Annotated in this window: 23 protein-coding genes, 2 tRNA genes and 1 pseudogene; 9 read left to right on the forward strand and 17 right to left on the reverse strand. The window is 56.3% G+C overall.

Features of this window, described 5'->3' with window-relative positions; translation table 11 throughout:
• Positions 1–26 precede the first annotated feature (26 nt).
• From P8Z34_04255 to P8Z34_04330, 16 genes and pseudogenes are all read right to left on the reverse strand, one after another.
• Positions 27–734 (reverse strand): annotated as a pseudogene (locus P8Z34_04255) (sulfite exporter TauE/SafE family protein).
• A gap of 318 nt (positions 735–1,052) precedes the next feature.
• A complete protein-coding gene (locus P8Z34_04260) occupies positions 1,053–1,373 on the reverse strand; it encodes a hypothetical protein (GenBank protein ID MEJ2549878.1) in 321 nt (106 codons plus the stop codon).
• Between the two features lie 2 nt (positions 1,374–1,375).
• Entirely contained in the window at positions 1,376–1,723 is a 348-nt protein-coding gene (locus tag P8Z34_04265; GenBank protein ID MEJ2549879.1) for a hypothetical protein, read from the reverse strand.
• Positions 1,723–1,950: a cbb3-type cytochrome oxidase assembly protein gene (locus P8Z34_04270; GenBank protein ID MEJ2549880.1), complete on the reverse strand. Its 228-nt coding sequence runs from the start codon at positions 1,948–1,950 to the stop codon at positions 1,723–1,725. The genes P8Z34_04265 and P8Z34_04270 overlap by 1 nt, the downstream gene beginning before the upstream one ends.
• A gap of 2 nt (positions 1,951–1,952) precedes the next feature.
• Positions 1,953–3,944, reverse strand: a complete 1,992-nt coding sequence (locus tag P8Z34_04275) for a c-type cytochrome (protein ID MEJ2549881.1) — start codon at positions 3,942–3,944, stop codon at positions 1,953–1,955.
• Entirely contained in the window at positions 3,941–5,347 is a 1,407-nt protein-coding gene (locus P8Z34_04280) for a cbb3-type cytochrome c oxidase subunit I (protein ID MEJ2549882.1), read from the reverse strand. Before P8Z34_04280 ends, P8Z34_04275 begins: the two co-directional genes overlap by 4 nt.
• A gap of 898 nt (positions 5,348–6,245) precedes the next feature.
• Positions 6,246–7,490: a S41 family peptidase gene (locus P8Z34_04285; protein MEJ2549883.1), complete on the reverse strand. Its 1,245-nt coding sequence runs from the start codon at positions 7,488–7,490 to the stop codon at positions 6,246–6,248.
• 99 nt (positions 7,491–7,589) lie between these two features.
• Entirely contained in the window at positions 7,590–8,468 is an 879-nt protein-coding gene (locus P8Z34_04290; GenBank protein MEJ2549884.1) for a PrsW family glutamic-type intramembrane protease, read from the reverse strand.
• A gap of 408 nt (positions 8,469–8,876) precedes the next feature.
• A tRNA-Met gene (locus P8Z34_04295) sits at positions 8,877–8,948 on the reverse strand.
• A 63-nt stretch (positions 8,949–9,011) separates the two neighbouring features.
• On the reverse strand, positions 9,012–9,398 hold the full coding sequence (locus tag P8Z34_04300) for a hypothetical protein (GenBank protein MEJ2549885.1): 387 nt from the start codon (positions 9,396–9,398) through the stop codon (positions 9,012–9,014).
• Between the two features lie 78 nt (positions 9,399–9,476).
• Positions 9,477–9,561, reverse strand: a tRNA-Leu gene (locus P8Z34_04305).
• 95 nt (positions 9,562–9,656) lie between these two features.
• Complete coding sequence (locus P8Z34_04310) at positions 9,657–13,175, reverse strand: AAA family ATPase (GenBank protein MEJ2549886.1); 3,519 nt, start codon at positions 13,173–13,175, stop codon at positions 9,657–9,659.
• Positions 13,108–13,470 carry a putative dsRNA-binding protein gene (locus tag P8Z34_04315; GenBank protein MEJ2549887.1) on the reverse strand — a complete coding sequence of 121 codons (363 nt, stop codon included), beginning with the start codon at positions 13,468–13,470 and terminating at the stop codon, positions 13,108–13,110. Before P8Z34_04315 ends, P8Z34_04310 begins: the two co-directional genes overlap by 68 nt.
• Entirely contained in the window at positions 13,454–13,729 is a 276-nt protein-coding gene (locus P8Z34_04320) for a ribonuclease III domain-containing protein (protein ID MEJ2549888.1), read from the reverse strand. The genes P8Z34_04315 and P8Z34_04320 overlap by 17 nt, the downstream gene beginning before the upstream one ends.
• A 96-nt stretch (positions 13,730–13,825) precedes the next feature.
• Positions 13,826–15,073, reverse strand: coding sequence for a beta-ketoacyl-ACP synthase II (gene fabF / locus P8Z34_04325; protein MEJ2549889.1), 1,248 nt, complete (start codon positions 15,071–15,073; stop codon positions 13,826–13,828).
• Between the two features lie 223 nt (positions 15,074–15,296).
• Positions 15,297–16,121 (reverse strand): MoaD/ThiS family protein, encoded by an 825-nt coding sequence (locus P8Z34_04330; GenBank protein ID MEJ2549890.1) that lies wholly within the window; start codon positions 16,119–16,121, stop codon positions 15,297–15,299.
• A 70-nt stretch (positions 16,122–16,191) separates the two neighbouring features.
• On the opposite strand from P8Z34_04330, the gene rpmF reads away from it, so the two are divergent.
• The 6 genes from rpmF (at position 16,192) to P8Z34_04360 (ending at position 22,410) form a co-directional block, all read left to right on the forward strand.
• Complete coding sequence (gene rpmF, locus P8Z34_04335; protein ID MEJ2549891.1) at positions 16,192–16,386, forward strand: 50S ribosomal protein L32; 195 nt, start codon at positions 16,192–16,194, stop codon at positions 16,384–16,386.
• A gap of 34 nt (positions 16,387–16,420) precedes the next feature.
• A complete protein-coding gene (gene fabD / locus P8Z34_04340) occupies positions 16,421–17,377 on the forward strand; it encodes an ACP S-malonyltransferase (protein ID MEJ2549892.1) in 957 nt (318 codons plus the stop codon).
• Between the two features lie 87 nt (positions 17,378–17,464).
• Entirely contained in the window at positions 17,465–18,634 is a 1,170-nt protein-coding gene (locus P8Z34_04345) for a lysylphosphatidylglycerol synthase transmembrane domain-containing protein (protein ID MEJ2549893.1), read from the forward strand.
• Between the two features lie 223 nt (positions 18,635–18,857).
• On the forward strand, positions 18,858–19,955 hold the full coding sequence (locus P8Z34_04350) for an LCP family protein (GenBank protein MEJ2549894.1): 1,098 nt from the start codon (positions 18,858–18,860) through the stop codon (positions 19,953–19,955).
• 111 nt (positions 19,956–20,066) lie between these two features.
• Positions 20,067–21,317 carry an alpha/beta hydrolase gene (locus P8Z34_04355; protein MEJ2549895.1) on the forward strand — a complete coding sequence of 417 codons (1,251 nt, stop codon included), beginning with the start codon at positions 20,067–20,069 and terminating at the stop codon, positions 21,315–21,317.
• 130 nt (positions 21,318–21,447) lie between these two features.
• Positions 21,448–22,410: a tyrosine-type recombinase/integrase gene (locus P8Z34_04360; protein ID MEJ2549896.1), complete on the forward strand. Its 963-nt coding sequence runs from the start codon at positions 21,448–21,450 to the stop codon at positions 22,408–22,410.
• A 103-nt stretch (positions 22,411–22,513) separates the two neighbouring features.
• Here the strand turns inward: P8Z34_04360 and P8Z34_04365 are convergent, their stop codons facing one another.
• Complete coding sequence (locus tag P8Z34_04365; protein MEJ2549897.1) at positions 22,514–23,137, reverse strand: DUF47 family protein; 624 nt, start codon at positions 23,135–23,137, stop codon at positions 22,514–22,516.
• 136 nt (positions 23,138–23,273) lie between these two features.
• Here P8Z34_04365 and era point away from each other — a divergent pair, with 136 nt between their 5' ends.
• From era to P8Z34_04380, 3 genes are read left to right on the forward strand one after another with little or no spacing between them, the layout of a single operon-like run.
• Entirely contained in the window at positions 23,274–24,188 is a 915-nt protein-coding gene (era, locus tag P8Z34_04370) for a GTPase Era (protein ID MEJ2549898.1), read from the forward strand.
• A 25-nt stretch (positions 24,189–24,213) separates the two neighbouring features.
• Positions 24,214–25,089 carry a site-specific DNA-methyltransferase gene (locus tag P8Z34_04375; GenBank protein MEJ2549899.1) on the forward strand — a complete coding sequence of 292 codons (876 nt, stop codon included), beginning with the start codon at positions 24,214–24,216 and terminating at the stop codon, positions 25,087–25,089.
• Between the two features lie 48 nt (positions 25,090–25,137).
• On the forward strand, positions 25,138–25,812 hold the full coding sequence (locus P8Z34_04380; GenBank protein MEJ2549900.1) for a lysoplasmalogenase: 675 nt from the start codon (positions 25,138–25,140) through the stop codon (positions 25,810–25,812).
• The last annotated feature ends 104 nt before the right edge of the window (positions 25,813–25,916 follow it).

Here is a 25,916-nt window from a genome sequence, read left to right on the forward strand (position 1 = left end):
GCATAACTCGCAGCGTTCTTTTTGATCTACCAAAGCATCCATCCTGCCAAATGCAAGTGGTGAATCCAACCCAGGGATGCCATGCCGCGCAAGCACAACTGCACCCCAACCAGTAAGATGAAGAGACCAGCGAGACGTGCAAGACGGTATCTAAAGCTGAGGCTGAGGCTGGTTGCACCCAGCCCGATCATCAGGAGCACCGGCCAGGTTCCCAATCCGAATGCCCCCATTCCCAGGGCGGCCTTAGCCGGACTTCCGAGAGAAGCGGCGGTCAAGAGCGCGCTGTATACCAGCCCACAGGGGAGAAGACCGTTCAAGATCCCCATCAACAACATTCCCGATGTCCGGCCGCGCTTCAACGTTTGTTTCATTTGCCGGGAGAGCCAGACTCCCGAATCCATGAAGCGTTCAATGGGGAGAATTCCCAGGTATCCCAGACTAAAAATGATAACCCCTATGCCTAAAACCAAACTGACCCATCCGCCAAGGGGACTCATTTTCGATCCCGCCCCAAGCAGATTTCCAAATGCACCCAGGAGCGCAGCCAGAAGCATGTAAATGAGCACTCGCCCGGAATGGTAAAGCATTTACAAGCCCAGTCTTGCCGGCCAGCGAGCGTCGCCCAGGCGTGTACCAACCATGATCACCAGCGGACCGCACATCCCCGAGCAATGTCCCAGGCTGCCCAACAGCCCTGTGACCAGCAGGGAACCTATTATCAATTCAGGCTGCATCGAATATCACTCATGTTTATCTTTATCTCCACATTACTCCGACTTATTGATCCAACGCATACAGTTCGACGTAGCAGTTCGATCTTTTCCGGTTCAGGAATTGAGAGGCTTGATGAATGAGGACCAATATCGCTGGCTTCCTGGATCAACACAAAGACCGGAGCGCTCTCCAGCAAATTCCGATCAACGTGAACGGTGACGCGAGCAGTACAAGCCCTAGATCTTCATCATCGTGTAGATGAAACTCGATTCCACGGGATAAAGGATGTGGACCCCGGCCATGTATCCTGCGGCCGGGATCCATTGTGAAGGAGACAATCAAAAGATTTCTTCGTAGATTCGCCTCCTGAGAGATCCTCGATCGATGTGTGGGTCGAATTCAAGAAGTACCTTATCTTCGACCATGGCCGATTTCGCATGCCTTTCGAATTCCTCCCAGTTGTCCCACACACTTTCCACAACCAATGTAACCGCCTCACCGTTGTCAATGGAGTGCATCGCACGGGCAGTAATGTATCCCTCCTCATTGGGAAGCAAGGTAAGCAGAAATCCCAGCACGCGTTCGATGGAAGCGCCGATTTCAAGATCGCTCATCTGATCCGGACGGACGTCGAAACCGACTTGATATATGTAGGCCATGGCTAACCTCCTGGAGGCAGGGGGCCGTAGGAATGCGCAAGGCCCTGAAATATCCTGGGCATCCAGTTGATGATCATGTAGATGAGCCACCAAAGCAGGACACCGGGAAGGGCCAGGCTCACCACGGCAGTCAGGCTTCCACCCGCTTCCTCGATCACGCCTGCAAAACTGTCGATATAGCCATCCGGTGATACGGTCTCTTCGTCAGTTTCCTCGCGATGACCTGCGCCTCCGGACGGTTTCATGGGTCGATGGGGTATGCCCAAGGCGATGCCGAAGAGCAGGAAGATGACCCCTCCGATGACAATCCCCAGGACCTCACCACCGATAACGAGCGAGTTTGCGGTCATTATCCTTTGCCTCCTTCATGTTTGGCTTCGTTGATCTGAAGCTTATTCTTCTTTGAGTTTGTTTCACGCCCAGGCCAGGGTTCCGGTTCCCGGTCTTCGAGCATCCGGTATTTGGCCTCCTCGATGTCCTTGAACTGACCTCGTTTGTACCCCCAGATAAACAATCCGATGGCGGTCAAGGTCAAGAAGATGCCCCAGCCGATAAATCCCAACAATCCGAGTGTCATCATCAACCTCCTGGTCCACTTCCTGTATAACCCCCCAGGATATATTCGGTGATATCCCAGACTTCCGCGGGCGTGAGCGACCAGTGGAAGGGGAACATATTGGTGTCCCGCACTCCTTCCCAGATGCGCCAATAGATGTAATTGTCAGGCAGATCCTGCGGGAAAGCCGCCGGTCCAGGAATTCCATAATCAATTGTACCTGGGCCATTACCTTCGCCGGTCATACCATGGCATTCCGCACAGTAGCGGTTGTAGAGTTCCCCACCGTGCTGCGGATCGATGGCCCCAACTTCGTCCAACCAGAGTTCCTTGCTTATTGTCAGGAATTGAGCTGAAATCGTGCCATCAAAGACACTCGGGATGGTTTCAGCCTTCTGCGAAGTTCCTCCGGGTTGGTTCAAGGTTGACGCTTCGCTGATGTATTTGATCACGTTCCAACGATCGCGCGCCGACACAAGCTCTCCCCAGGTGGGCATCGCCGAGTTCTGGAGGCCCAGGCTGACCCGAGCGAACCAATCTCCGTCGGTGAGGCCGCGCACCATTTCCCCGGTAAAATTGGCCGGTTTCACATCCAGGTATTCTCCGTCCCAGCCGTCCCCGATTCCGGTGAGCCCGTGACAATGGGCGCAGTGCGTCAGGTAGAATGCTTTCCCGCTTGCAAAGGAAGGGGTGACGGGCTGGGGTTGATCCAGATTTTGGTTGAGAAGCTCTTCGATGGCAACCGTTTCCGGCATCGTTTGGGCGGTGTAAATCCCCGGGAAATCTTGAGTATCGGTTGTCTGAGGCCGCGCCTCGGTCTGGGTGAAGTTCACCCGGATGTAGTGCACGAGCTTCCAACGGTCCTCCTCAGAGTACTCCAGTTTCCAGGTGGGCATTGCGGTAAAGGGGATGCCTTCGCTGATTCGCCAGTAGTAATCCGAATCAGTCCAATCGGCATAATCCTGCAGGGCGCTGAAATCGGGCGGTATGGGGAGCAAGCCCGATCCATAGGGACCCTCTCCATGGCCGGAGTCACCATGGCAGACGGAGCACTGCCGGGTGAAGATAGCCTTGCCCTCTTCCAGCGCAGCGACATTGAGTACCACCGGATTTGTCAGGTTGGCGTAATCACCACTCGGATCGCCCTCCTCGGGATCACGTTCGACCGGGTGAGCGAAAATGGTGCGGATATAATCGATCACCTGCCAACGCTCCTCCTCCGTCAGGCTCTCCTTCCAGGTCGGCATCAAGCTTCCCTGAATGCCCTCCGATACGTGCCAGAACCACTGCTCGGCCGGCATACTGCGGTAGGGTTCCTGCTTGAAGTCCGCCGGGGTGATCGTCATGGTGCCGGCGTAGGTTCCCAGGCCGTTACCCGCGTCCCCATGGCAGGTCTGGCAGTGTGTGATGAAGATTTCCTTCCCGGCTTGCAGCCCGGCTGCCGTCCACAAATCCCATCCCTGGGGTGTGCCATCGGCAGCCGGTGTGGACAATGGAACCAGGCGAGGATCGGTTTGACCGACATACGGAAAGGGTGGCTGAATCATGTATTCCGCCGCCGTTCGATCGCCGAGCGCGTTGATATAGGCCGCCAGGTCTTCCAGTTCTTGATCCGATAAGAAACTGAAGTTGGACATGATGGACAGAGGCGACATCTCCCGGGGATCCTTCCAGTGGCGGATCTCCCAGGCTTCGCTGCGTTTGCGCCCGATGTAGGAAAGATCGGGCCCCGTGCGTTCAGAACCCAGAATCATGGGGTTGTCGAAGACGTAGTTGCCGCCCATGGATACGGGGCCGGCGGCGGTATCGAAGTAACGCACGTACTGGGTGTGACAGTAATTGCACCCGTTGGAGAAAAATATTTCCCGTCCGCGTTCTTCTTGCTCGGTATACTCATGTGCGATCCAGGTTTGCTCCGGCGCCCAGATCCATCCAGGGATGAAAACCACGGTTACCACCACGGCCAGGAAAACCAAGATCGCTCCTACGGTAACGGTCGTGAACGACATCCTCATGATGTCACCTCCGGTACGATTTCCGCGCTCAACCTCACAGGAGGTTGAGGCGCTGCGACGGGTTTACGTACCAATGCTGTTGCAAAGATGTTGAAGGCGAAGAGTATGAAGCTGATCCAAAGGACGGAACCACCCGCAGCTCGCAATGCCATGTAAGGCCGCAATCCGGGCAGAACCGCCCAAACCGGGAGACCTTGGTGAAGCCAGGCCGTCCCCTGCACCAGCCCGGTCAGCAGGAAACCGGCGAAGAAGAAGGGAAAACCGATGACATACAGCATGAATTGGATTTTGGCCAGTTTCAGGCTGTAAATCTGGCAGTCCGCGATGCGGGGGATGATGTAATAGGCCGCGCCCATGATGACCGAGGCTGCGAAAAACAGGAGTGAGAGGTGTGCGTGTCCAGGGACATACTGGGTGAAGTGTGTGATCAAATTGATGCTGCGAAGGGCTTGATGCGATCCCTGGTAGGAAACCAGGATGTATGCCGCCCAGCCCACCAGGACGAAGCGCAGTGGTATGCTGGTGATGGCCCGATTCCAATTTCCCCGCATGGTGAGATATATGTTCATCATGAAAGCCACCACCACCAGTACCATGCCGATGCTTTCCGCCACGGCGATGGTTTTCAACCAGTATGGGATAGGCGCCCACTCCAGGTGATGCCCTCCTACGCCTGTATAGAACAGGGCAATACCCCAGAAAGCGATCAACGACAGGAAGTGACTGTATAAAGGAGTATGGGTTTCCCGGGGCACGATGTAGTAAATCACTGCCAGCAGGCCGGTCGTGAACCAGAGTCCGAGTACATTGTGACCATAGAACCAGTTAAAGATGGCGTCATCGATCCCTGTCAGTGCGCCGGTGGCAGGGTTCCACATCACGTTGCCGATGAGGTACAGCATCGGCATCCAGATCACCGTACCGCAGATATACCATAATGAGACATACAACTTTTTCTCGACCCTTTTGGCAACGGTGGCCCAGATGTTGATCAGGTTCAGAATCAGGGTAACCATTACACCCACGTCCACGGCCCAGATGAATTCGGCGTATTCACGGCTTTGGGTATAAGCAAGCAAGATACCGACGATGCCGACCAGGACAGCGATGTTCCACAGGATCATGGTGACGTTTCCAAGCGCCTCGCTGTATAATTTGCGGCCGGTGAGTCTGGGCACCATATAAAGCCAGATACCCATCATGCCTCCCGAAAGCCAGGCAAACATCACGGTATTCGTGTGCGCCTGGCGCAGCCGTCCGAACACCAATTCCGGAATTCCCCGGAACAGGTCCGGAAAAACAAACTGCAGGGCCAGGATGAATCCCATCGTTACACCCAGCACCAGCCAGGCGGCGGCGCTCAGGATGAAATTCCTCGAGGCACTGTTGTCCTTCGATAGCATCATCCACCTCCTTATATCTATGTTTGCTGCACGGACGGATTTCGAAACCAGCTTAATTTCAAACGGTCGTAAGATGTTCTACCAAACCTCTTTTCCAAAGCGATAGCATTTAGGTGTATTATGATGAATATTGTCTTTAAATACTTCTGCGCTGTTTCGATCCTAACAGCGCAGAAACTTCGTACATTCTCAATGTGAAGATAACCAGTCGTTCTCATTCAGTTTCCTTGACCGTCAGGCCCCGCACAAACTGGATATGATCGAACAGAACCGGGTTCCGTGCCTAAAATCTATCTTTACCCGAGTGCTTGCTTTCGACAAGATCACTGGCGAACGCGAATTCTTGATGAAAGGAACCCGATTTCATGAGAGATAAATCCCCACTAAATCGAGGTATTCTACTTGGATTCTGCATGAATCACATATGTATGATTCAGCGCGAAAAAAGACTGCGGTTCAAAAATCGAATCTATCTATATGGAAATAGTTCTCTGTCTGAAAGAGAAATCGAATAGAGTTTAACAAGGAACGATCCGGCCGGACTTTAAAACAGCATTATCCCAATATTAAAGGAACATTAACAAAGGATTTTTCGGGCAGAAATCCTATTTGCGTAACGGATTAACGGCTGCGTAAGTCCACGTCAAAGCGGATTGCGTTGGCCGCACGTATGATATGCACATCGCCATCCAGCTGCAAGGTCAGATTCCGGTGGAGTCGGGTGTCCAAATTGCCAAACATTGCGCGGCCGATCTCCGCAGCCCCGCAAACGCGATTGAAATGTTCAAACGTCCGATCTCGTAACTGGACCGCAAGTCGGTTCACTTTCCAACCCAATCCTACAGCACAGCACCGTGTGACGATGCAGGATGGCCTGGGCAACTGCTTGTGGTCTTCGTCATTGGTCCTGCATGGCGCTGAACGACTGGACCGCCCGAAGCAGTTGCGCATCTTCGGAAGCCGCAAATTGCGACGTGGTCATGTCTCCCTCTGCCTCCGGGAACAGCGGAAGCGCCGAATCCGGAAGCATCACCTGGATGTCAGGCGTGATTCCGTTGTGCCATATTGATTGTCCGTCCGGTGTAAGCCATTCCTCCGTAGCCAGCATCAAGGCCGACCCATCTGACAAGGAGAATTGATTGAGTACTGTTCCCGTGCCAAAGGTGGTTTCCCCGATGAGCTCGGCGCGATGGGCATCCTGGAGAGCGCCGGAAACGATCTCCGCCCCGCTGGCAGTCCCAGCGTTGACGAGTACGACCATCTTCATCTCGGTTGCAACGCCACCGGGTAGAACGGCCACCGGGGTGATCTCCCCCTGTGCGTTGCGCTGTTCCAGCACGTTTCCTGAAGACAGGAATTGGCTGGAGACTTCAACCGCCTCCCCCAACAAACCCCCGGGGTTGTTGCGTAGGTCGAGGATGAGCCTGGTATAACCCTGGCCCTGGATGTCTTGAAGGGCTTGCTGCAGGTCCTGGGTCACTCCCTGGCTGAAACCGGCGATTCGAAGATGGACGATGTTGGTACCCGGCACAACATGCCAGATCACGTTATGGATTTCGATCTCAGCTCTCTGTAACGTATACTCGCGCAGCAGGCCGGTTTGAGGGTTCTGAATGGTCAACGTCACACTCGTTCCCAACGGCCCCATGATCTTCTGCCCTACTTGGATAAGCGTCAGCCCTTTTATATCCTGACCGTCGACCTTGGTGATGATTTCGCCCGGCCTCAGGCCGGCTTTTTGAGCTGGAGAAGCATCGATGGGTGCAACGATTACGACCTGGCCGTTTTTCATCTGGACTTCCAACCCCACCCCATCAAAGTGACCCTGCATGAAGACTTGCTCCTCCTTCACCATATCCGGGCTGAGGAAAATGCTGTGACCCGTGTCGCCGAGCGAGTCGACCATCCCGCTGATCGCGCTGTATGTCATTCGTTGAGGCTGGATTGCCGACCGATCAACGTAGTTCTCTTGAATGAGATTCCAGGCTTCGGCCATCAAATCGAACTCGCCGCGGGCATTCGAAGGGATCCTCGAACTCAGGACCTGCGTTCTACTTTCTGCCCATGCGCCAAAAATGAACGCCAGCGCAAGCGCAGGAATAATGAATGCAGCCAGGATGAAAGTCCGTCGAGAGGTGCTCATTGGTCCCACCTTCCAGGCCCAAGGCAAGCTGCGATAGAGATTCGTAACATTCTAATACTCCTTCTCTCGTCCCGGGAATTGACCAACCCGCATGGCAGGTTACTGTAAGTTCCCCAGAGCGCTTTCTTCTGCTTGCGTGTATTCGGCTGAAGGAAGCCCGTGTTCGATCTGCAGCCGCCGTGCTTCATGCCAGCGCCGCCAGAGTATGAACAGCCCCAGAGCGCCGACGACCGATTGACCGATCAAAACATCCAATCCGGTGTACAACGCTGCGGAGATCAACGCTGGTACGGCATCCCACAACCCATGCAGGACCACAACGGTCAGGTATGCTCCTAAAACCTTAAGATTGATATGGAAATGTCTTTCACCGCTTTCTCGGAAAAGCACGCTGGCTAGAATTGCCGTCCAGGTGCCGTGGCCGACCGGTGATAGTATCCCTCGCAGCAAAGTCACGACCACCGTCGCAGTCAGGCTGCCACCGCTTTCAAGGAATGCGGTGAATGCATAACCAGTGCTTTCCAATGCCGCAAATCCCATCCCGGCCGCGGCGCCAAGGATCAGACCGTCCATTTCAGCATTGTGCTTATAATGACGAGCAATGAGGAGCACCCCAATAATCTTGACGAATTCCTCAATCAATCCCACCACAAACATGTTGGTCAAATCCAATTGACGGATGAAGATGGGCTCCAGGATCGACGCGGCCAGCACGCCGCCTACCCCCCCATAGATGAAACTCAGCGCCGTCGTTGGCAGTGAAAGTCTGCTCCAATGCCGCCGTTCATAGAGAAAGGCCACGAAGGTAACAGGCATAAGAAAGTTCCCGATCATGACTGCAGTCGGGAACAAGTTGGGATTGCCGGTTACCACCAGGACGGCTATTCCGATAAAATAGAGAACCAATCCACTCAGAAACACCCGCAACCAAGCGATTTTTCTTTTTTTGCCTTTTATAGATTCCACCTTTCCGATCATCTAACTCCTCCGTAAGGTCTCATAAGGGCATGGCGCAGCCATGCCGATGGCGATACGGACATCGTCAACAATGAGAGTAATCCCTTAACTGGTCCTGTGTCCTTATGTCTCACTTATCCCATCGTTAATCCCACCTTATATGCCGTCATAACGAGCGTATGAATATTGCCAACATCCGGGGGTCGTGTCAGGACGAAATCGACCCTTTCCATACCCTGAAGGCCCGTCAGGATACGGCATGAAGTGAGGAATACTTATTAACAATCGTTGTTTCGAGGTGAAGATATCAGAGAGATGACGTCTTGGAGATCGAAGACAGACTCATGCCCGTCAGATCCGTGGTACCAGTTCGAAAAAGGAGTTGGCAAATAAAAAGGCACCCTCTCGAGTGCCTCGTTGTAACTAAGGTAGCGGGGCTTGGATTCGAACCAAGGACCTTCAGGTTATGAGCCTGACGAGCTACCACTGCTCCACCCCGCAGCGTATTACACTTTTCTAAGTGCGTTGGGGATTATAACAGTCCGACTCGCGAGCGTCAAGCAATCAGCTTCCGAAAAGCAGCGCCCACCAGACTTCCCAGTTGCTTGGCGGCTCGAAAGGCGGTACGGGTGTGGCGGCTGCGCCGCCTTGCTCTTCCTCCGGAGCTACCGGGACGACGAGCACTTCTCCCGGAAGCGCCATTCCGCCCTGCGCGTGCGCCCATTCCTGTATGCTGGCTTCGCTCGTCGCGCCCGCGACCTGAGTCGCCAGGTCGGCGTTTTGCGTCTTCATTACAATGACATCGGTCTGCAGCGCTTCGGCGTCGCGTTCCAGACGGCGCGTCTCCGCCATCCGGCTGTTCAAATCCCCCAGGATGAGGATGGCCGCTGCCAGGATGATCAAGATCCAGATCATCGGAGGCCGTGACTTCTCCGGCTCGGTTTCGCGCATCTCAAACGTCATCTTACCTGAGGGATTATCGTCTCGCAAGTAGTGATTAAATGAAACAGCCCCGTCGAGGGCTGCAGGTGCCGAAGGCGGGAGTCGAACCCGCATGAGCGTAAAGCTCACTACGCCCTGAACGTAGCGCGTCTGCCAGTTCCGCCACTTCGGCGTGCGTCGCTATTCTACCCGATGTCAACGGATTGTCAACGAGGTCAAATCGATCGATCTCGCATGGCGGTTGTCTCTAAGGTCTTTTCCGCCCGCTCAGATCGCCAATTCTTTTTCGACGTCCTCGAGTTTGAGACTGAGTACCCGACTGACGGAATCGGCGCCCATGCTGACCCCGTAGATCACTTCCCCCGACTGCGCCGTCAGGCGGTTGTGGGTGATCACCACAAACTGCGTCTCTTCGCTGAGTTCACGCAACATATCGTTGAAACGCACCACGTTCGACTCGTCCAACATCGCGTCGACTTCGTCCAGCACGCAGAACGGCGTCGGAGAGACTTTCAACAACGCGAAGATCAGTGAGGTAGCCACGAGGCTTCGCTCCCCGCCGGATAAAACCGCCAGGCCCTGCTCGCGCCGTCCGGGCAAGCGCGCCTCGATGTCGATACCAGTTTCTGTCAGGTCTTCCGCATCGGTCAGCACCAGACGCGCACTTCCGCCGCCGAAAAGCCGTTTGTACGTCTCCTTGAACGCCTTGCTCACGGCGTCGAAGGTCTTGCGGAATTCCCGCTCCATCAGCAGATTCAACTCGGCGATCACATCGTGGATGCGTTCTTGCGCTTGATTTAGATCCTTGAGCTGCGAGGTCATGAATCGTTCGACCAACCCACCCAGGGGCAGCGGTTCCTGGCCCAACTCGCCGGGGGCATAATCGAAGGAAACCAACCCAAAGTCATCTTCGATCCGGCGGCGCAAACTGGTCAACTCTTCCTGACGGCGGGCGAGGTCGATCTGCGCTTGAGAGTTGGCTCGTTCGGCAGTTTGCAGCGCGTTACGAAAGCGGTTCCCCTCCGCCTCCATCTCGTTGCGTTTCCGCTCGGCATCCTGCAGAGATTGCTCGATGGGCGCTAACTTCTGCTGCAGTTCAGCCAACTGCGTTTCGAGTTCTTCCATGCCGCGTTCGATCTCCGCCGCTTCCTCGTTCGCCGCGCCGCGTTCGTTCTCGTTGCTGGCAAGCCGGGTTCGCCATTCTTGCAGCTGCCTGTCGAGGTCTGCAAGCCGTGTTTCGACCTCCGCTCGTCGACTTTGGCCTTCCGCCAGACTGCTGCGGGCGAGGTCGAGCCGTGCCTGCGCTTTCGCCAAACCTACGTTCGGGTCTGCGCTCTCGGCTGCCCCGACTGCATCGTTCAGTTCTTTTTCGAGTTCTGCGTACCGCGCATCGAAAGATTCACCCTGTGTCCCGATCTCATGTTTTTCAACTTCGACCGCGGAAAGCGTACGATCCAGCGCCTCAATTTGTTCCTGCAGGTTGGAACGCCTTTCCCCGGCGTCCGCCAGTAGCATTTGTGACTGCTCTCGAGCGAGCCTTGCCTGGAGTAAATCATCTCGGGTTCGTTCCGTATCGGTTTGCGCGGACTCGAGCGCTTGCCTGGCTGCTTCCGATTTTTCGGCGAGCTGCGTTTCCTCGGTGTGAACCAAATCCAGGCGTTCACGCACATCCGCGCTCTTGGCCTCCAGGCGGCTCAACGCATCGGGAGATTCTTCTTCCGAGTCCTGCGCCAACAACACGGCCCCGCTTCCGAGGATGAGATCGCCTGCCAGAGTCACCACGCGCCCCTGGGGCGGCAATTCAGGGAGAACACGCTTCGCCGCGGCGATGTCGCGTACGACGATGGTTTGCCCGAGCAAGACTTCGATCGCCGGGCGTATAGCTTGATCTACGTCCACCAACGAGGCGGCGTTCCCCACGCATCCCGAATCCTCCGGCGCTTCCAACGGGTCCTGCGATGATCCCGGGTTCAGTGAGATGAGCGCTGCGCCATCCCCCTTTCCTTGCTCGTCCAGCCAAGGAAGAGTCGCGAGAAGATCGTCCACCGTATCAAATGCAAACGACCGGTGGAATTCGCCCAGGGCGGCTCGAATCGCTCGCAGATATTCGGCGGGTATTTTCAACTGCTTCGCTATTTCGCCTGCAAAACCGGGCGAATCGCCGTCTCGTTTCCCGCGCTGGAGTAGATCTGCCAGTGCGTCGTACGCATCCAGCGCCGTGCGTTTGACCTCCCGCAGCGCATCGAACTTCGCTTGCTCTGTCTCGAGGCTCGAAATGCGTTCGCGCAGCTGACCGTGCGCTTCTTCGACTTCGCGCAAATCCCGCTGCGCATCAGCATAAGCTGTTGAGGCCCGTTGATGATTTTCCTCCGCTTCATGTAGCTGCTGGAGCGACAACTTATCACGCTGCGTTTTCGCCTCCAGGTTCGCTTCCTGCGATTGTAAGGCTTTTTCCAATTCGTTTCGCTGAGCTGACAATTCACTCAACTGCTCTTCGATCTGCGTGCAGCGCGTAAGCCACGCTGCCTGCGCCGCGGCCAGTTTTTCCAACGACTTACGCACCGTATCTGCTCGGCCGAGGTGCGCGTGCAGCGAAACGCTTTCTGCTGTGCCCTGCTCCAAATCCTGCAGTTCTTCCAGCGCCGCTGCGAGCGCCTGCTGCCTGACCTGCTCATCCTCCGTGGCGCGGGTGAAGCGATCCATCAAACGCGCGCGCATTTGCTCGAGGCTGCCGATTTCGGCCTGAATGAGGCCGTCTTGTTCCGCCAACCAGCGCAGCCGCTCCTGCGTGACGGCGAAGTTACGCCCCATGACCTCGCGTTCGCTGTATAAATCGGAAATGCGCTGGCTCCACGTGCGGATTTGAGCCCGGAAGCTATCGATCTGACTCCGCGTCGTCGCCAGGTCCCGTTCCCCACTTTCCTGTTTGTTGCGCAGCCCGTCTCGATCGCGTGACTTCTCTTCGGCTTCCAGCGCAACCTCGCTCACACGATCCAGCAAGTGATACCAGTGATAGCCGTACCAGATGCGCAGGGCGGAGTTGAGATCGCGCTGCACTTGTTCATACTCGCCGGCGCGCTTGGCCTGCCGTTTCAGGCTGCGCAGGCGCGGCTGTAGCTCGGACAAGATGTCCTGCACTCGTTCGAGATTCCTGCGGGTATTATCCAGGCGCCGGAGCGCCTCCTCCCGCCGGCTGCGGTACAAACCGATCCCCGCCGCTTCTTCGAAAAGGCGCCGCCGCTCTTCTGCCCGCAGTGAGAGCGCTGCGTCGACCAGACCCTGGCCGATGATCGTATACGTCCGTTGTCCGAGGCCGCTGCTCGCCAGCAGCTCGGTCACGTCCCGCAGTCGAACGCGTTGGCCGTTGATGAGATATTCGTTCTGGCCGTCGCGATAAGCCCGGCGGGTGATATTGACTTCCGAAAAATCGATGGGCAGCCAGCCGTCGCTGTTGTTAAAACCAATCGTCGCCGCCGCCATGCTGGCGCGCGGCTTGTTCTCCGATCCGGAAAAGATCATGTCTTCAGTCTTTTTGCCGCGCAGCAGCGAATAGGACTGCTCGCCCAGAACCCAGCGGATGGCATCGGCGATGTTGGACTTCCCCGATCCGTTCGGACCGACCACCACGGTGATGGTCGGCGCAAGCGCAATCTCCGTCTTCAACGCGAACGTCTTGTAGCCCTGCAAGTCCAACGACTGCAGCCGCGCAGTTCCACCGTTATGCTGCCTGCGCGGCTTCCTGTTTGCTGTGACCGCACCCTCGACCGAGCATTCCGTTGCCGACATCCACCTCGACGATGAACTCGCGCGAATGATCGGGGCCGATCGAGCCGACCGTTTTGTAGCGCGGTGTCTGCCCAAGTTCGGCCTGCGCCCAGATCTGCAGCAAACTGCGTGCGTCGAACAAGGACTGGTCCTCCAGGACGGTCTCGGAAGCGGATTTGAGCCGTTCTTCCATGAATTCGATCACCGCCGGGAATCCGGCATCGTGGTATATGGCGCCGATCAACGCTTCGAACGCAGCACAGAGCAATGCAGGACGCTCGCGTCCCCCGGTCGATTCTTCACCTCGCCCCCGCAAAAGCCGCCAGTTGCTCCGTACGCACCAACGCCGAGCGCAAGCGTGTCAGTTGCCCTTCATTCATCTCCGGGAAATGACGATAGAGCCAGGCCGCGGTGAGGAAATCGAGCGCGGCATCGCCCAGAAATTCCAATCGTTCGTTATCTTCGAGCGCTTCCGGATGCTCGTTGACGAAGGAACGATGAGTCAACGCACGGCGCAGTAAATGTGAATCGACAAACGTCAGCCCAGCCTGATGGGCAAACTCATTCGGTTGCACAGGTTTCTCCGTGAACTTGGGGAACGCCGGGAACTCAAGAGTACTTGAGTTATCGGCGTACCACTCGTTCAAACCACGTGATCAATTATCGTTATTCTAACCCGAGAAAGCGCGGAATGCCAGAACCGCGTTGTGTCCGCCGAAGCCGAACGCATTGCTCAGCGTCACATTCACTTGCGCTTCTCGTGCCTGGTTGGGAACGTAATCCAGATCGCAGCCCGCATCGGGCTCCGCCAGGTTGATCGTCGGCGGGATTTGATTGTCCCGAATGGCCAGAATGCAGAATATGGACTCGAGAGCGCCCGTGGCGCCCATCATATGCCCGGTCATGGATTTCGTGGAGGACACCGCAACGCTGCCTGCGTGTTCCCCCAACGCCGACTTTATGGCTTTCGTTTCGGCCACGTCGTTCAATATCGTCCCCGTGCCGTGCGCATTGACGTAATCCACATCCTGCGGCGTAAGGTTCCCGTCTTCCAGCGCTTTTCGAATCGCCGCACTGCCGCCCGCGCCGTCTTCCGCAGGGGCGGTGATATGGAAAGCGTCAGCCGTCGATCCATACCCGACGAATTCTCCGACGATCTCCGCACCCCTGGCCTGCGCATGTTCCAGGCTTTCCAGCACCAACACGGCAGCGCCTTCTGCCATAACCAGGCCGTCGCGGTCCTTATCGAACGGTCTCGGTGTGACATATGGTTTTTCTTGATTGTGCGACAACGCACCCAAGCGATCGAAACAACCCAGTCCGATGCCGCTGATCGGGGCCTCCGAACCCCCGGCGATGGCGGCATCGATGTATCCGGAGCGGATCATCATCGCCGCCTGACCGATCCCGTCAGCAGCGGAAGCGCAGGCTGAAGCGACGGAAAAACATGGCCCCATCACACCGAAGTGAATGGCGATCAACCCCGCTGCGCCGTTGGACATGAACATGGGAATGAGGAAGGGACTCACGCGACGAGACCCTTGTTGATCCATGATGAGAATGCCCTCTTGCATCGATTGCAGCCCTCCGACCGCAGCGGAAATGACGGCCGCTATGCGGGTCGGATCTTCTGCGGCGATATCGAGACCAGCCTGATCGATCGCCTGGCGAGTGGCAGCGATGGCAAATTGTTCGAAGAGATCCATACGCCTCGCTTCACGGGCGGTGATGTACGGCTCGAAATCGAAATTCTTAATTTCACCTGCGATGTGAACGTTGTAAGGAGAAGTATCAATGCGCGTGATCGGGCCGATGCCCGATTTTCCGGCCAATAAATTTTGCCAGGTTTCCGGTACGTCCAATCCCAGCGGATTGACCGTTCCCATTCCGGTCACAACCACTCGCGTATCGTATTCCATGCTCTCCTCCCAAGCCAAATGAGGTTTCCAAACTCAAGAAACAATGAAATGAATTTTCCTGCGATATTCGTCAATTCTGCGGTACAGGTTTGGAACTCAAACTCAATGCCACAAGAAATTGTCCGTACTATTAATTATCTGTACTCTAGATACAACCCAATAGCGTTCAACAGGTTGCGTGTGGACGGGGAATTCCCGGAATGTTGGGGATTTTCAGGCTCGGTCATACCATATGGATGTCTTCGTTCCCATCCGTAAGGATCGATCGGATCAGGCGTTCGATGCCAAACTGCGCCGCATAAAGTACCTCGACGCTGCCTTGATCCGACGTACATGCGATCAACACATTGGGTGTTTCGATTTCTCCGCCGGCACGTCGAACGACGGCGACGCCTCGCACCGCCGGCCAACGCTCCCGGATTTCATCCGCAACTCGATCCACTTCCGTATCCGAGATCGTGTCGCCAATCGCCCTTCCAGAGCAAACACACGCCGCTTTAATTTGGGAAGCGTCCAAATCTGCCAGAATCTGCTCTATATCCAGCGCGTCGTTCGTCAAACGAAAGAGCGTCGACTTTGGGGAAGTCGCCCCGCCGCTGACGGGCGGGAACAGGGCTACTTCATCACCGTCGTGCAGGAGTTCATCTCGGGATGCATATTCACGGTTGATGGAAACCAGTGTCGTAGGAAGCGCATCTTCCAGGCTTGTATGACGCTTCTGAAGCATAGTGAGCAAATCCGAGACGCGTGAGCCCATCGCCAGCTCCAATTTTTCCTGGCGAATGCCCACTCGCTGGCGCAGCGTTGCGAAGTAGAGCACCGACAGCCGCATCAACGCCTGTCTCGAAATCCACAAATCATCATTTTCCATCCATTGAGAAAAAAGAAACCCTGCCGCCGGTAATCCTACTTGATTCGGATCCGGATCATTATACCCAGTGACGAAAGCGAACAACAGATAAAGCCGCTGCCCCACATCTACCCACCTCGAAATTTTCGAGATTGCACCGGCATCCCATTCGAAAACCGGCTGACTTGACACCTCCATACGGCCTGCTATAATGATACCGCCTGCCCAATGGGCAGGCGGTATTGTGTGTACCAAGGAGAAAAGGATTATGCCACCGCTTCCGAAGAGGAAAACGTCAAAGGGTCGGCGAGACCGCCGGCGCGCACATGACGCTCTGCAGGCACGCCACTTGTTGGTTTGCGCGAACTGCGGAGAGAAGCGTCTACCGCATCATGTTTGCCCTAGCTGCGGCCATTATGCCGGGCGCGAAGTGATCGAGATCGAACAAGGTTACAACTTATGAAGGCCGTGTTTTCAAGCGCGGCCTTTTGATTCCTATGTCCCTAGACCCCAAGCAAAGCGCATTTATTTTCCCAGGCCAAGGATCTCAAGCCATTGGCATGGGAAGTCTCCTTGCCCAAGAAGACCCCATCGCTGCAGAAGTGTTTAAGACTGCAGATAAAATCCTCGGTTATTCACTCTCTCAGGTTTGTTGGGATGGACCACAGGAAACACTCAACGATACGCTTTACACGCAACCTGCGCTGCTCACCGACTCCATCGCGGTGCTGCGGGTTTTCGAATCGCGTTATCCGGACTTTATCCCGGCCATTACCGCGGGCCATTCGCTGGGTGAATTCACGGCGCTCGTAAAAGCCGATGCGCTGAGTTTTCCGGAAGCGCTGAAGCTCGTCGAAGAACGCGCCCGCTGCATGAGTCAGGCCTCGATCGAAAATCCTGGCAGCATGGCTGCCGTCCTGGGCCTCGAAGCCGATTTCGTGGAGCAGATTTGTGAACGCGCTTCGGAAGAAAGCGGCGCCGGTGTGTGGATCGCCAATGACAACTGTCCCGGCCAGATCGTCATTTCCGGATTTGAAGATCCCCTGAACCTGGCGAGTGAGATGCTGCTCGAAAACGGCGCTAAAAAAGTTGTTCATCTCGCCGTAAGCATCGCCGGACATTCCCCGATAATGCATCAAGCAGCAACGTCCTTCGAACGCGTCCTCCAAATGACTCCAATTCAGGATCCAAAAATCACCATTGTCGGTAACGTCAGCGCAAAACCACTTCAATCGGCCAGCGAAGTGAAAGAAGAATTACACGCCCAGCTCATCTCGCGTGTACGCTGGACAGAATCCGTGCAGTACATGCTGGACAACGGCATCACACATTTCTTCGAAATGGGCTCGAAAAGCGTCCTTACGGGACTTTTACGCCGGATCGACCGTGATGCGAAAGGTCTGAGCCTCAACAGTCCGGAGAGTTTCGCCGCCCTGGCAGAAATTCTTAAATGAGCGGTATTGAGGAAATCATGCGAATGTCGATCTCTGCCGGCCTTCCGATAGAATCGGGTATAATCTCGCCGTACGCCCACGAGATGAATGTGGTCGGATCCCATGCGTAAAGCTTTCTATACGATCATCATTACTCTGGCAGTTTACTACATCTTCACTCACCGGGTGGAACTTCGATCGGTGCTGGATGTTTTTAAACAGGCGGATTGGCGCTGGATGCTCGCAGCTCTCGGAGCGCATCTACTTTGGCTCATCGTGATAGCAGCCGCGTTCCAATCCACGTACCGCCTGGTTGGGATCCGCGAGAATCTGACTCGTCTTGTACCGCTTACGACCGCGGCGAATTTAATCAACGTTATCGCCCCCAGCTACGGTGCAGGCGCCATGGCCGTTTTGATCGCAGATGGCCGACAACGAAAAAAGCCCGCAGCGAAAGTCTCCACCGCAGCCATCCTCTACCTGGTTTATGATTACCTGGGATTCATGATCGTTCTGCCGATCGGATTGGTGATACTGTATCGAAACGGCGTTTTGAATACGGTGATCATCGCAGCGTCCATATTCGCAGCGACCATCGGCGTGACCCTCATCATCCTGGCGATCCTCGGCATACAATCCAACAAGAAATTGGGGAAAGCGATCATCTGGCTGATCAGGACTTTGAACAGGATCTTAAAACCGATCTTGCGACGCAAACTGATCGAAGATGCCGAAGCCGAATCCTTCACACGTGACGTCTCGGATGGTTTGCAGCACATCCGCCATTCTCCCGGCAACCTTCTGGTGCCCGCAATCCTGGCGCTGGCCAGAAAAGCCTCGATGATGCTGATCCTGTGGATGTCATCGATGGCATTTAAACATCCGTTCAATTTCCAAACCCTTTTTGCAGGATTTACAACCAGCTACCTCTTCACCATCGCCTCGATCACACCCTCCGGCGTGGGATTCGTGGAAGGCGCCATGACGGTGTACATATCCGAGATGAACGTTCCCCTGGCGACGGCCGCCGTAATCTCACTCGCCTATCGAGGCTTCACACTCTGGCTGACCCTGTTGTATGGATTGATCGCTATCCGTTGGGTTGGGTACAAACCCCGTAAGTTGAAAGCCGATACTCACGAGACTCACTCCACCGACGAACGGAAAAATCCATCCATTCGATCCAGCCAGATCAAGGCCTCCCCTTTACAGACGTCCAACCCCGCCGGAACGCTTCAAACAGTTGACGATGGCGCAGAAGGAGCTCCCAGCTCCTGACGAGAACGATCTCGATCCGCACTTTCCTCTTGAGCGAGCTGCGCAAGACTCCACGCAATCCCCCGATCGCCCCGCAGCGCACTACCGCAAACGACAAAGCGGTAATAGAATCAACTCCGGCATGGAAAGTGCAACCTGACCTACGAGTGTGAAATAACACGATAAGAAACGAGGCAAAGGAAAATTGGGGAACTCGCTATCCGGGAGCAACGTGAAAAGGGCAATGAAACAACCTTCGAGCAATCCTCAACCGCGACCGAGACGAAATCTGCTGCTGCCGATTCTCTTGCTCGTCGTATTCGTTGGACTTGGCTGTAATTTCCTCAGCGGGCTGTTTTCGAGTGCCGTTTCCTATCCGGGCGTGCTCGTGACTGCGGACCCGCTGGCTACGACCACCGCAACGCCTTTTTTACCCATTCAACCCACCGAAGCCACACAAGAGAACCCGGTGGACATCCCGACGGCGCTTCCCTCACCGACGTACCCTTACGCATGGGGTCCTTTTAACCCGCCGGCAGAGCCATCGGCGATCGAGATTCCACCGCCCGTGGCCGCCATTCCCCAATCCGAAAACGCCGTCAACATCATCCTGCTCGGTTCCGACCAACGCCCCGATGACGGCGGTTTCCGCACCGACACGATGGTGATCCTGATGCTGGATCCGGACAACAAGATGGTGACCATGTTCTCGATGCCGCGCGATCTCTACGTCTACATTCCCGGTTGGCGTGTGGATCGCATCAACACCGCGGACGTGCGCGGCGGCGCCGAATGGGTTTTCGACACGGTCGAGTACAATTTCGGGATTAAACTCGATTACTGGGCCCGGGTGAACTTCAACGGTTTCACCACCGCCATCGACACGTTGGGGGGAATCGACGTTCAGGTGACCAAGTACGTCTACGATCGCTGTGGTGACTTCAACTACGAGTACAACCCTGGAACGTATCACATGGACGGCTTTACCGCCCTCTGTTACGTGCGGATGCGTAAGAGAACCAGCGACTTCGATCGTTTGAGCCGGCAGCAGGAAGTGGTCCAGGCGATGTTCAGCCGCGTCCTCAGCCTGGATGGATTGTCGCGGGTGCCCGATCTGTATAACAAATTCAACTACCTCGTTCAGACCAACATAACCCTCGAGGACATCCTGCCGCTGGTGCCGTTGGGGACTTCCCTTGCATCCGACACATCTCGAATCCACCGCCTCACGATCGGTTACGATTTGGTGACGCCATTCCGTGTTCCCTACAGCGGTGCAGCGGTGTTGATTCCGGACCGGGATGCGATTCAAGCCGCACTGCTGGCCGCTATCACCCCATAGAAGTTCGTTAATCACGCTAAAAAAACGTGACCGCTTCGATGGTTCCTGTAATCGAAGCGGTCTCTTGCATCTACCTTCCCGAATTCTACTCGTAGAAACCGATGATCCGATATGCGTAAAATCGCCAGCGAACTGTCTTTGTTTTTTGGGATTGCCACGCGGCTTCATCCCCGGACCGGCTTCGGCAAGCTGCTGCTGTGGATTCCGAAATTGCTGGGCAGTGCGCTGTCACCCATTCTGGCGTTCGCAGGGATCGTTGGCTTTCTGGCCGGTGTCGGCAAGAGAAAGCCGGGGATCGCCCTGAGTGGATTGATCGGCAGTTTGTTGAACACGACACACATCCTTAAAGTCACGCGCGAATCGTCCAGCCTCGCCATGGCGTTCGGCGCCGATTTCGAAAGCCGCATTCCTGTGGACATTCTTCCCCGCCTGCAGTCATCCCGCTGGTCGCTCGCGACTCCCGCAGAAGCGGAGGTTCACCGGCAGGACGACCTGGTCGTCACCAGCCGCCCATCGACCGGCGAACCATTGTTGGCCGATCTCTGGTGGCCTGCAGAAGATACCCATCCATCCGGGCTGGGCATCATCTACCTGCACGGCAGCGGTTGGCATTACGGCGATAAAGACCTGGGCACGCGACCTTTCTTCCATCACCTGGTTGCACAGGGCCACGTCATTCTCGACCTGGCCTACGCCCTTGCACCCAAGGCGCGGCTCAAAGACATGCTCTCCGATGTCGCCCACGCAAAGGATTGGATGCAGACCAATGGACCGCGGCACGGTGTCCGCCCCGATCGAATCGTACTCATGGGCGGATCCGCCGGCGGACATCTGGCGCTGCAGTCTGCCTACACCCAATCGGAACCGCCGGCAGGCGATAGGTCCATTTGCGGCGTCGTCTCCTACTACGGGCTCACCGATCTGGTGGCGCTGAATCGCTACCTGGAAGGACTTTACGATTCGAACATCAATCATCCCATCGATCGGCTGATAATGCGCTATATCGACAACCTGGGAAACGGCATGATCGTCAATCCCAGAGACATGCTGCCCAACCTGCTGGGCGGCAGCTACGCCAAGATACCGGAAAAATATCGTGCGGCATCCCCGATCAACCACGTTGGACCGCATTGTCCGCCCACGCTGCAAATTTTTGGCGCAGACGACATGGCCGGTGTACAGCAAAGCATCCTGCATCTGCATCAAGCGCTAATCGCCGTAGGCGTTCCTTCCGTGTACATCGAAATCCCGGACTGCGATCACGGCTTCGACCTCGTATTTCCCCAGATCTCGCCCTCCGCACAGACGGCGACCTATTACACCGAACGCTTCCTGGCCGTCTTGTCTTCGGATACGGCGTGACTTCCGCACTTCGGTTGGTTTAAAGATCGCTAAACTCACGCATCACTACCCCAAAACGCATTTGACATTTTTGCCAAGCGAGTCTACGATTCTCTTCCGTTGACTATGCGAAGAAAACTCGGAGGCAGGTTTGACCGATTTGCCCGAGACACTACCGCTCTTCTCTCAAGAACCGAGCGACTCGGAAGAGGAGAAACAGTACGGCTTACGTGCGGACGTCAGCCTGAGCGCAGCCATCAAGGCCTGGGGGGAAGCCCTGGAAGCGGCCGGACGCTCGATCCACACCGTCAAAGCCTTCACCGGCGATCTGCGTCTGGCGGCGAAGTACGTCGGCGCGGGAACGGCGATCGCCGACATCGGCACGCACGACTTGCTCAACTTCCTGGATTGGATGCTCAACAAGCGCGGCGTCTCTTGCAGTCCGAAAACCTACGCGCGCCGGATTACCTCGATAAAGTCGTTCTTCCGCTGGCTCGAGGAAACGGGCGTCATCCGCGAAGATCCGGCCGCCCCCGTACCGCAGCAATCGGTGCTCAGCCCCTTGCCGGACGTGCTCACGCCGGATGAACTGGATGAAGTGCTCGAAGCCGCCGGGGCGATGCGCCACGCCGAAAAGCCGGACGCACGACCCTACACCCTCCTGGCGCTGCTGCTCGAGACGGGGATCAAGAAAAGCGAATGCCTCAACATCCATCTCAATCACATCGATCCCAAAGCGGTGGATGGGCCGATCCTCTTCGTGCGCTACGGGGACGTGCGCAAACGTTACAAGGAGCGCAAGCTCGAACTTAGCCACGAATGGATCAGCACCTATCAGGAATACCTGCGGCAGTACGATCCCAAGGAGAAACTCTTCCCCTGGTCGCCCCGGCGCCTGGAATACCTGCTCGAAGACGTCGGCGAGGCGGCCGGCCTGGACAAACATCTTTCATTCGACATGTGCCGCTGGACCGCCGCCCTGCGCGATTACCAATCGGGTTTGGACAAGGATCGCATCCGCCAGAAATTGGGGGTTTCGAAAATTCAGTTCCGCGAGGTGGGCAATAAATTACATCGCCTGGCGGAGTCTGAGGGCTGGGTTATAGAAGGGTAATCATATAGCTATAAATTTCGTAATTCACGAATATAAAAATGTTGTCGAAATCGGCAGCATTTTCCATCCAATATAATAATCAATTTACCCCTCGTTTGATATCCTACATCATCTTCACCACGATGTCCCCGATCACATTTGCGGCGGCGTCGCCCCGGTCGGCGGCGTTCGACAGGTGACGGTAGACCTCGCGCAATTTGAGCATTTCGACCACGTGTTCGATGTCGCGCGGCATGCGGAAGAGGTCGGCAATGGCCTCGCGGTACACCGTCTCGACGCGATTTTCCAGGGCCTTCGCCCGCACGGCGTGGTCGTTGGCCACGTTGGGGTGGTCCTCGATGCGCTCCACCGCCAGACACAGTTCCCGCGCCGCTTGTGATAGCAGCGACACGATGCGCTCCAAATAGGTGTTGGGCTTGACGTCGAGCAGGTGCATCTCCTCGATGGTCGATTCGGCGTAATCCAGCACGTCGTCGACGGTCAGCGAGAGCGCAAAGATGTCCTCACGGTCGATGGGCGTGACGAAAGTGCGGTTGAGTTCGTCGATCAAAATACGCCGCACTTCGTCGGCTTCCTTCTCGATCAAGGTCAGTTTTTCGGCGAGTGCCTCGTTGGGTTGTTTGAGATACTCCAGCAAAGTCTCGATGCCTTCGACGGCGAACTCGGACTGCTTGAGGATCAATTTCACGAAGCGATCGCGTTTCTTCTTCCTGGAAAAGATTCCCATCTGCCCCTTCCTTTGGATGTATTATAGCCTCAAATCTACGATCTCCGCTTCCCTGCCCACCGTTTCGCGCAGCATCCCCGGCCGTTTACAGGCAACATCGCTTGACAGCGCGCGCGCTTGCCAGGACAATATGCCCATGGACCTACCCGAAGGGTATAAATCCGGTTTCGTCGCCGTTGCGGGCCGTCCCAACGTGGGTAAATCCACGTTGATCAACGCCTACCTGGGCCAGATGGTGGCCGCAGTGTCGCCCAAACCGCAAACCACGCAGCGCCGCCAATTGGGCATCTTCACCACGGAAAACGCGCAGGTGATCTTCGTCGACACACCGGGCATCCACGAGCCGCTGCACAGACTCGGTGAACGCATGAACAGCGAGGCGGAGAGCAGCCTCGAGGACTCCGATTTGATCCTGGTCATCTTCAGCCTGCGCGTTCCGCCAACGGCAGACGATCGTCGCGTGGCGCAGCACATCCAGAAGTATCGAAAGAAAAAACCCGTCCTGTCGGCGCTGAACAAAATGGATCTCCTCGAAGCCGATGAGTTATCCGAACGGATTAAAACTTTCGAAGCGCTGCTGCCGGACGTGGAGATGATCCCCGTCTCGGCGACGTTGGGGGACAACCGCGAGCGCTTGCTGGATCGCATCATCGCCCTGCTCCCTGAAGGTCCGCAGTATTATCCCCAGGAGCAGATTACCGACCTGTACGAACGGGAGATCGCCGTCGATCTGATCCGCGCCGCCGCGCTGCAGAACCTGCGCAACGAAGTCCCGCACGCCATCGCCGTGCGCATCGACGAATACAAGGACCGGAACGATCACGGCGCCTACATCGAAGCGACGCTCTTCGTGGAGCGCGAATCGCAAAAGGGCATCGTCATCGGCAAGGGCGGGAGTATGCTCAAGGTAATCGGAAGCAGCGCCCGCAAGGAGATCGAAGCGCTGACCGGGCGCAAAGTCTTTTTGAAGCTGCGCGTGAAAGTGCTGCGCGGCTGGCGCAACGATCCCAACGCGTTGAAGCGCTTCCAGTACGGAAACGATCAGAAATAACGATGTAAAGTGGAGCGAAGATTCGGTGGCGAAACGAAAGAAGAAAGGCACGCGCACGAGCACCTTCGGTGCACCGGGACGCATCAGCCACGATTCGTCGCCCTTCTACAACAGCCGGCTTTATGAAGGTCAAAACAATAACCAGGAGATCGAGTACGTCGAAAACGAAATTCCACCCGAACAACTCGATCGAATCTACCTGCAATCCTCCGAGGACATGTCCGCGCTGCCGGACAACAGCGTCCACTTGATGGTGACCTCACCGCCCTACAACGTGCAGAAGGAATACGATCGGGACCTCACCCTGGAAGAATACCTCGGTCTGCTTCGCCGAGTCTTTCGGGAGGTTAACCGCCTGCTCGTGCCCGGTGGGAGAGCTTGCGTCAACATTGCCAACCTCGGCCGCAAGCCCTACATCCCGCTGCACGTCTACGTCATTCACGACATGCTCGAGCTCGGATACCTGATGCGCGGCGAAATCATCTGGGACAAGGCGGCCAGCGCCAGCACCTCGACCGCCTGGGGTTCCTGGCTCTCCGCCAGCAATCCCGTGCTGCGCGACGTACACGAGTACATACTCGTGTTTTCCAAGCAGACCTTTTCCCGTCCGGGGAAGGATCGGGAAAGCACGATCGAGCGCGACGAGTTCCTCTCCTTCACCAAGAGCGTCTGGACCTTCCCTGCCGAGTCTGCACGCGCCGTCGGGCATCCCGCACCTTTTCCGGAGGAACTGCCCCGCCGGTTGATCCAGTTGTATACATTCGAGGGCGACGTCGTGCTCGATCCATTCTGCGGCTCCGGGACGACCTGCGTGGCCGCCAAGAATACGGGACGGCATTTCCTGGGATATGAGATCAACGCCGAATACGTGCAAAAAGCTGAAGAGCGGCTGAAGGCTTAGGAAAGGCCTTGAGCAGCCGAAACGAAATCCAATAGGAGATAGATCATCATGTGGATGCTTCTGACCAGCGCTTGTATCGCCATCGTCGATTGGATCGCCGTCGCACGCCAGAATCGTACGCTCGAGATCGTCGCCAAACCCGCCACGCTGCTGGCGCTGTGCGTCTGGTTCGGCAGTTATCCGGCGGCGAGGAGTTCGACCGTCGGTGTGCTGTTCTTACTCGGACTCGTGTTCTCCCTTTTGGGCGATATCTTCCTGCTCTTCCCCGGGGTACATTTTCTCAAGGGCTTGATCGCCTTTCTCCTGGCGCATCTGCTCTATATCGCAGCATTCAACTCGACCGGACCGATCCTGACGCTGCCTGCAATTCTCCTCGCCGTTCCGATCGTCATCGCAGCGCTGCTGATCTTGCGCCGTCTGATCGCCAGCCTGAAGGAACACGGAAACGAGGCGATGATCGTGCCGGTCAGCGTCTATGCCCTCGTCTTGAGTCTCACCTTGTGGTCCGCTTCGACCACGCTCTTCCGGAATGATTGGTCCCTGCGGGCGGGAACGCTGGCGGCCGCCGGCGGCGTCCTGTTTTTCGTCTCCGATGCGTCCATCGCCTGGAACCGCTTCGTCGGTCCGCATTGGGGCGGCCGCTTGTTCGAGATCGTGACCTACCATCTGGCGCAAATCGGGTTGGCCGCCGGGATCTTGATCTCGATCGGGGCGCTCGGCTGATCCTGGCAGACGCACGAGGCGCTTTACTCGAATAAATTCAAACCAGGCGCAGCCTGCCGTGGACGCTTCGGCACGGTACGATCCTGTATCTGACCATCGCCTAT

The sequence above is a fragment of the Anaerolineales bacterium genome, from assembly GCA_037382465.1.
Taxonomy (GTDB): domain Bacteria; phylum Chloroflexota; class Anaerolineae; order Anaerolineales; family E44-bin32; genus WVZH01.

What these genes read in the sequence shown, in the direction of transcription:
- P8Z34_04260 (MEJ2549878.1), bottom strand. Translation starts at nt 1,373, where the DNA reads ATGGCCTACATATATCAAGTCGGTTTCGACGTCCGTCCGGATCAGATG.
- P8Z34_04265 (MEJ2549879.1), bottom strand. Translation starts at nt 1,723, where the DNA reads ATGACCGCAAACTCGCTCGTTATCGGTGGTGAGGTCCTGGGGATTGTC.
- P8Z34_04270 (MEJ2549880.1), bottom strand. Translation starts at nt 1,950, where the DNA reads ATGACACTCGGATTGTTGGGATTTATCGGCTGGGGCATCTTCTTGACC.
- P8Z34_04275 (MEJ2549881.1), bottom strand. Translation starts at nt 3,944, where the DNA reads ATGAGGATGTCGTTCACGACCGTTACCGTAGGAGCGATCTTGGTTTTC.
- P8Z34_04280 (MEJ2549882.1), bottom strand. Translation starts at nt 5,347, where the DNA reads ATGCTATCGAAGGACAACAGTGCCTCGAGGAATTTCATCCTGAGCGCC.
- P8Z34_04285 (MEJ2549883.1), bottom strand. Translation starts at nt 7,490, where the DNA reads ATGAGCACCTCTCGACGGACTTTCATCCTGGCTGCATTCATTATTCCT.
- P8Z34_04290 (MEJ2549884.1), bottom strand. Translation starts at nt 8,468, where the DNA reads ATGATCGGAAAGGTGGAATCTATAAAAGGCAAAAAAAGAAAAATCGCT.
- P8Z34_04300 (MEJ2549885.1), bottom strand. Translation starts at nt 9,398, where the DNA reads ATGCGCGAAACCGAGCCGGAGAAGTCACGGCCTCCGATGATCTGGATC.
- P8Z34_04310 (MEJ2549886.1), bottom strand. Translation starts at nt 13,175, where the DNA reads ATGTCGGCAACGGAATGCTCGGTCGAGGGTGCGGTCACAGCAAACAGG.
- fabF (MEJ2549889.1), bottom strand. Translation starts at nt 15,073, where the DNA reads ATGGAATACGATACGCGAGTGGTTGTGACCGGAATGGGAACGGTCAAT.
- P8Z34_04330 (MEJ2549890.1), bottom strand. Translation starts at nt 16,121, where the DNA reads ATGGAGGTGTCAAGTCAGCCGGTTTTCGAATGGGATGCCGGTGCAATC.
- rpmF (MEJ2549891.1), top strand. Translation starts at nt 16,192, where the DNA reads ATGCCACCGCTTCCGAAGAGGAAAACGTCAAAGGGTCGGCGAGACCGC.
- fabD (MEJ2549892.1), top strand. Translation starts at nt 16,421, where the DNA reads ATGTCCCTAGACCCCAAGCAAAGCGCATTTATTTTCCCAGGCCAAGGA.
- P8Z34_04345 (MEJ2549893.1), top strand. Translation starts at nt 17,465, where the DNA reads ATGTGGTCGGATCCCATGCGTAAAGCTTTCTATACGATCATCATTACT.
- P8Z34_04350 (MEJ2549894.1), top strand. Translation starts at nt 18,858, where the DNA reads ATGAAACAACCTTCGAGCAATCCTCAACCGCGACCGAGACGAAATCTG.
- P8Z34_04355 (MEJ2549895.1), top strand. Translation starts at nt 20,067, where the DNA reads ATGCGTAAAATCGCCAGCGAACTGTCTTTGTTTTTTGGGATTGCCACG.
- P8Z34_04365 (MEJ2549897.1), bottom strand. Translation starts at nt 23,137, where the DNA reads ATGGGAATCTTTTCCAGGAAGAAGAAACGCGATCGCTTCGTGAAATTG.
- era (MEJ2549898.1), top strand. Translation starts at nt 23,274, where the DNA reads ATGGACCTACCCGAAGGGTATAAATCCGGTTTCGTCGCCGTTGCGGGC.
- P8Z34_04380 (MEJ2549900.1), top strand. Translation starts at nt 25,138, where the DNA reads ATGTGGATGCTTCTGACCAGCGCTTGTATCGCCATCGTCGATTGGATC.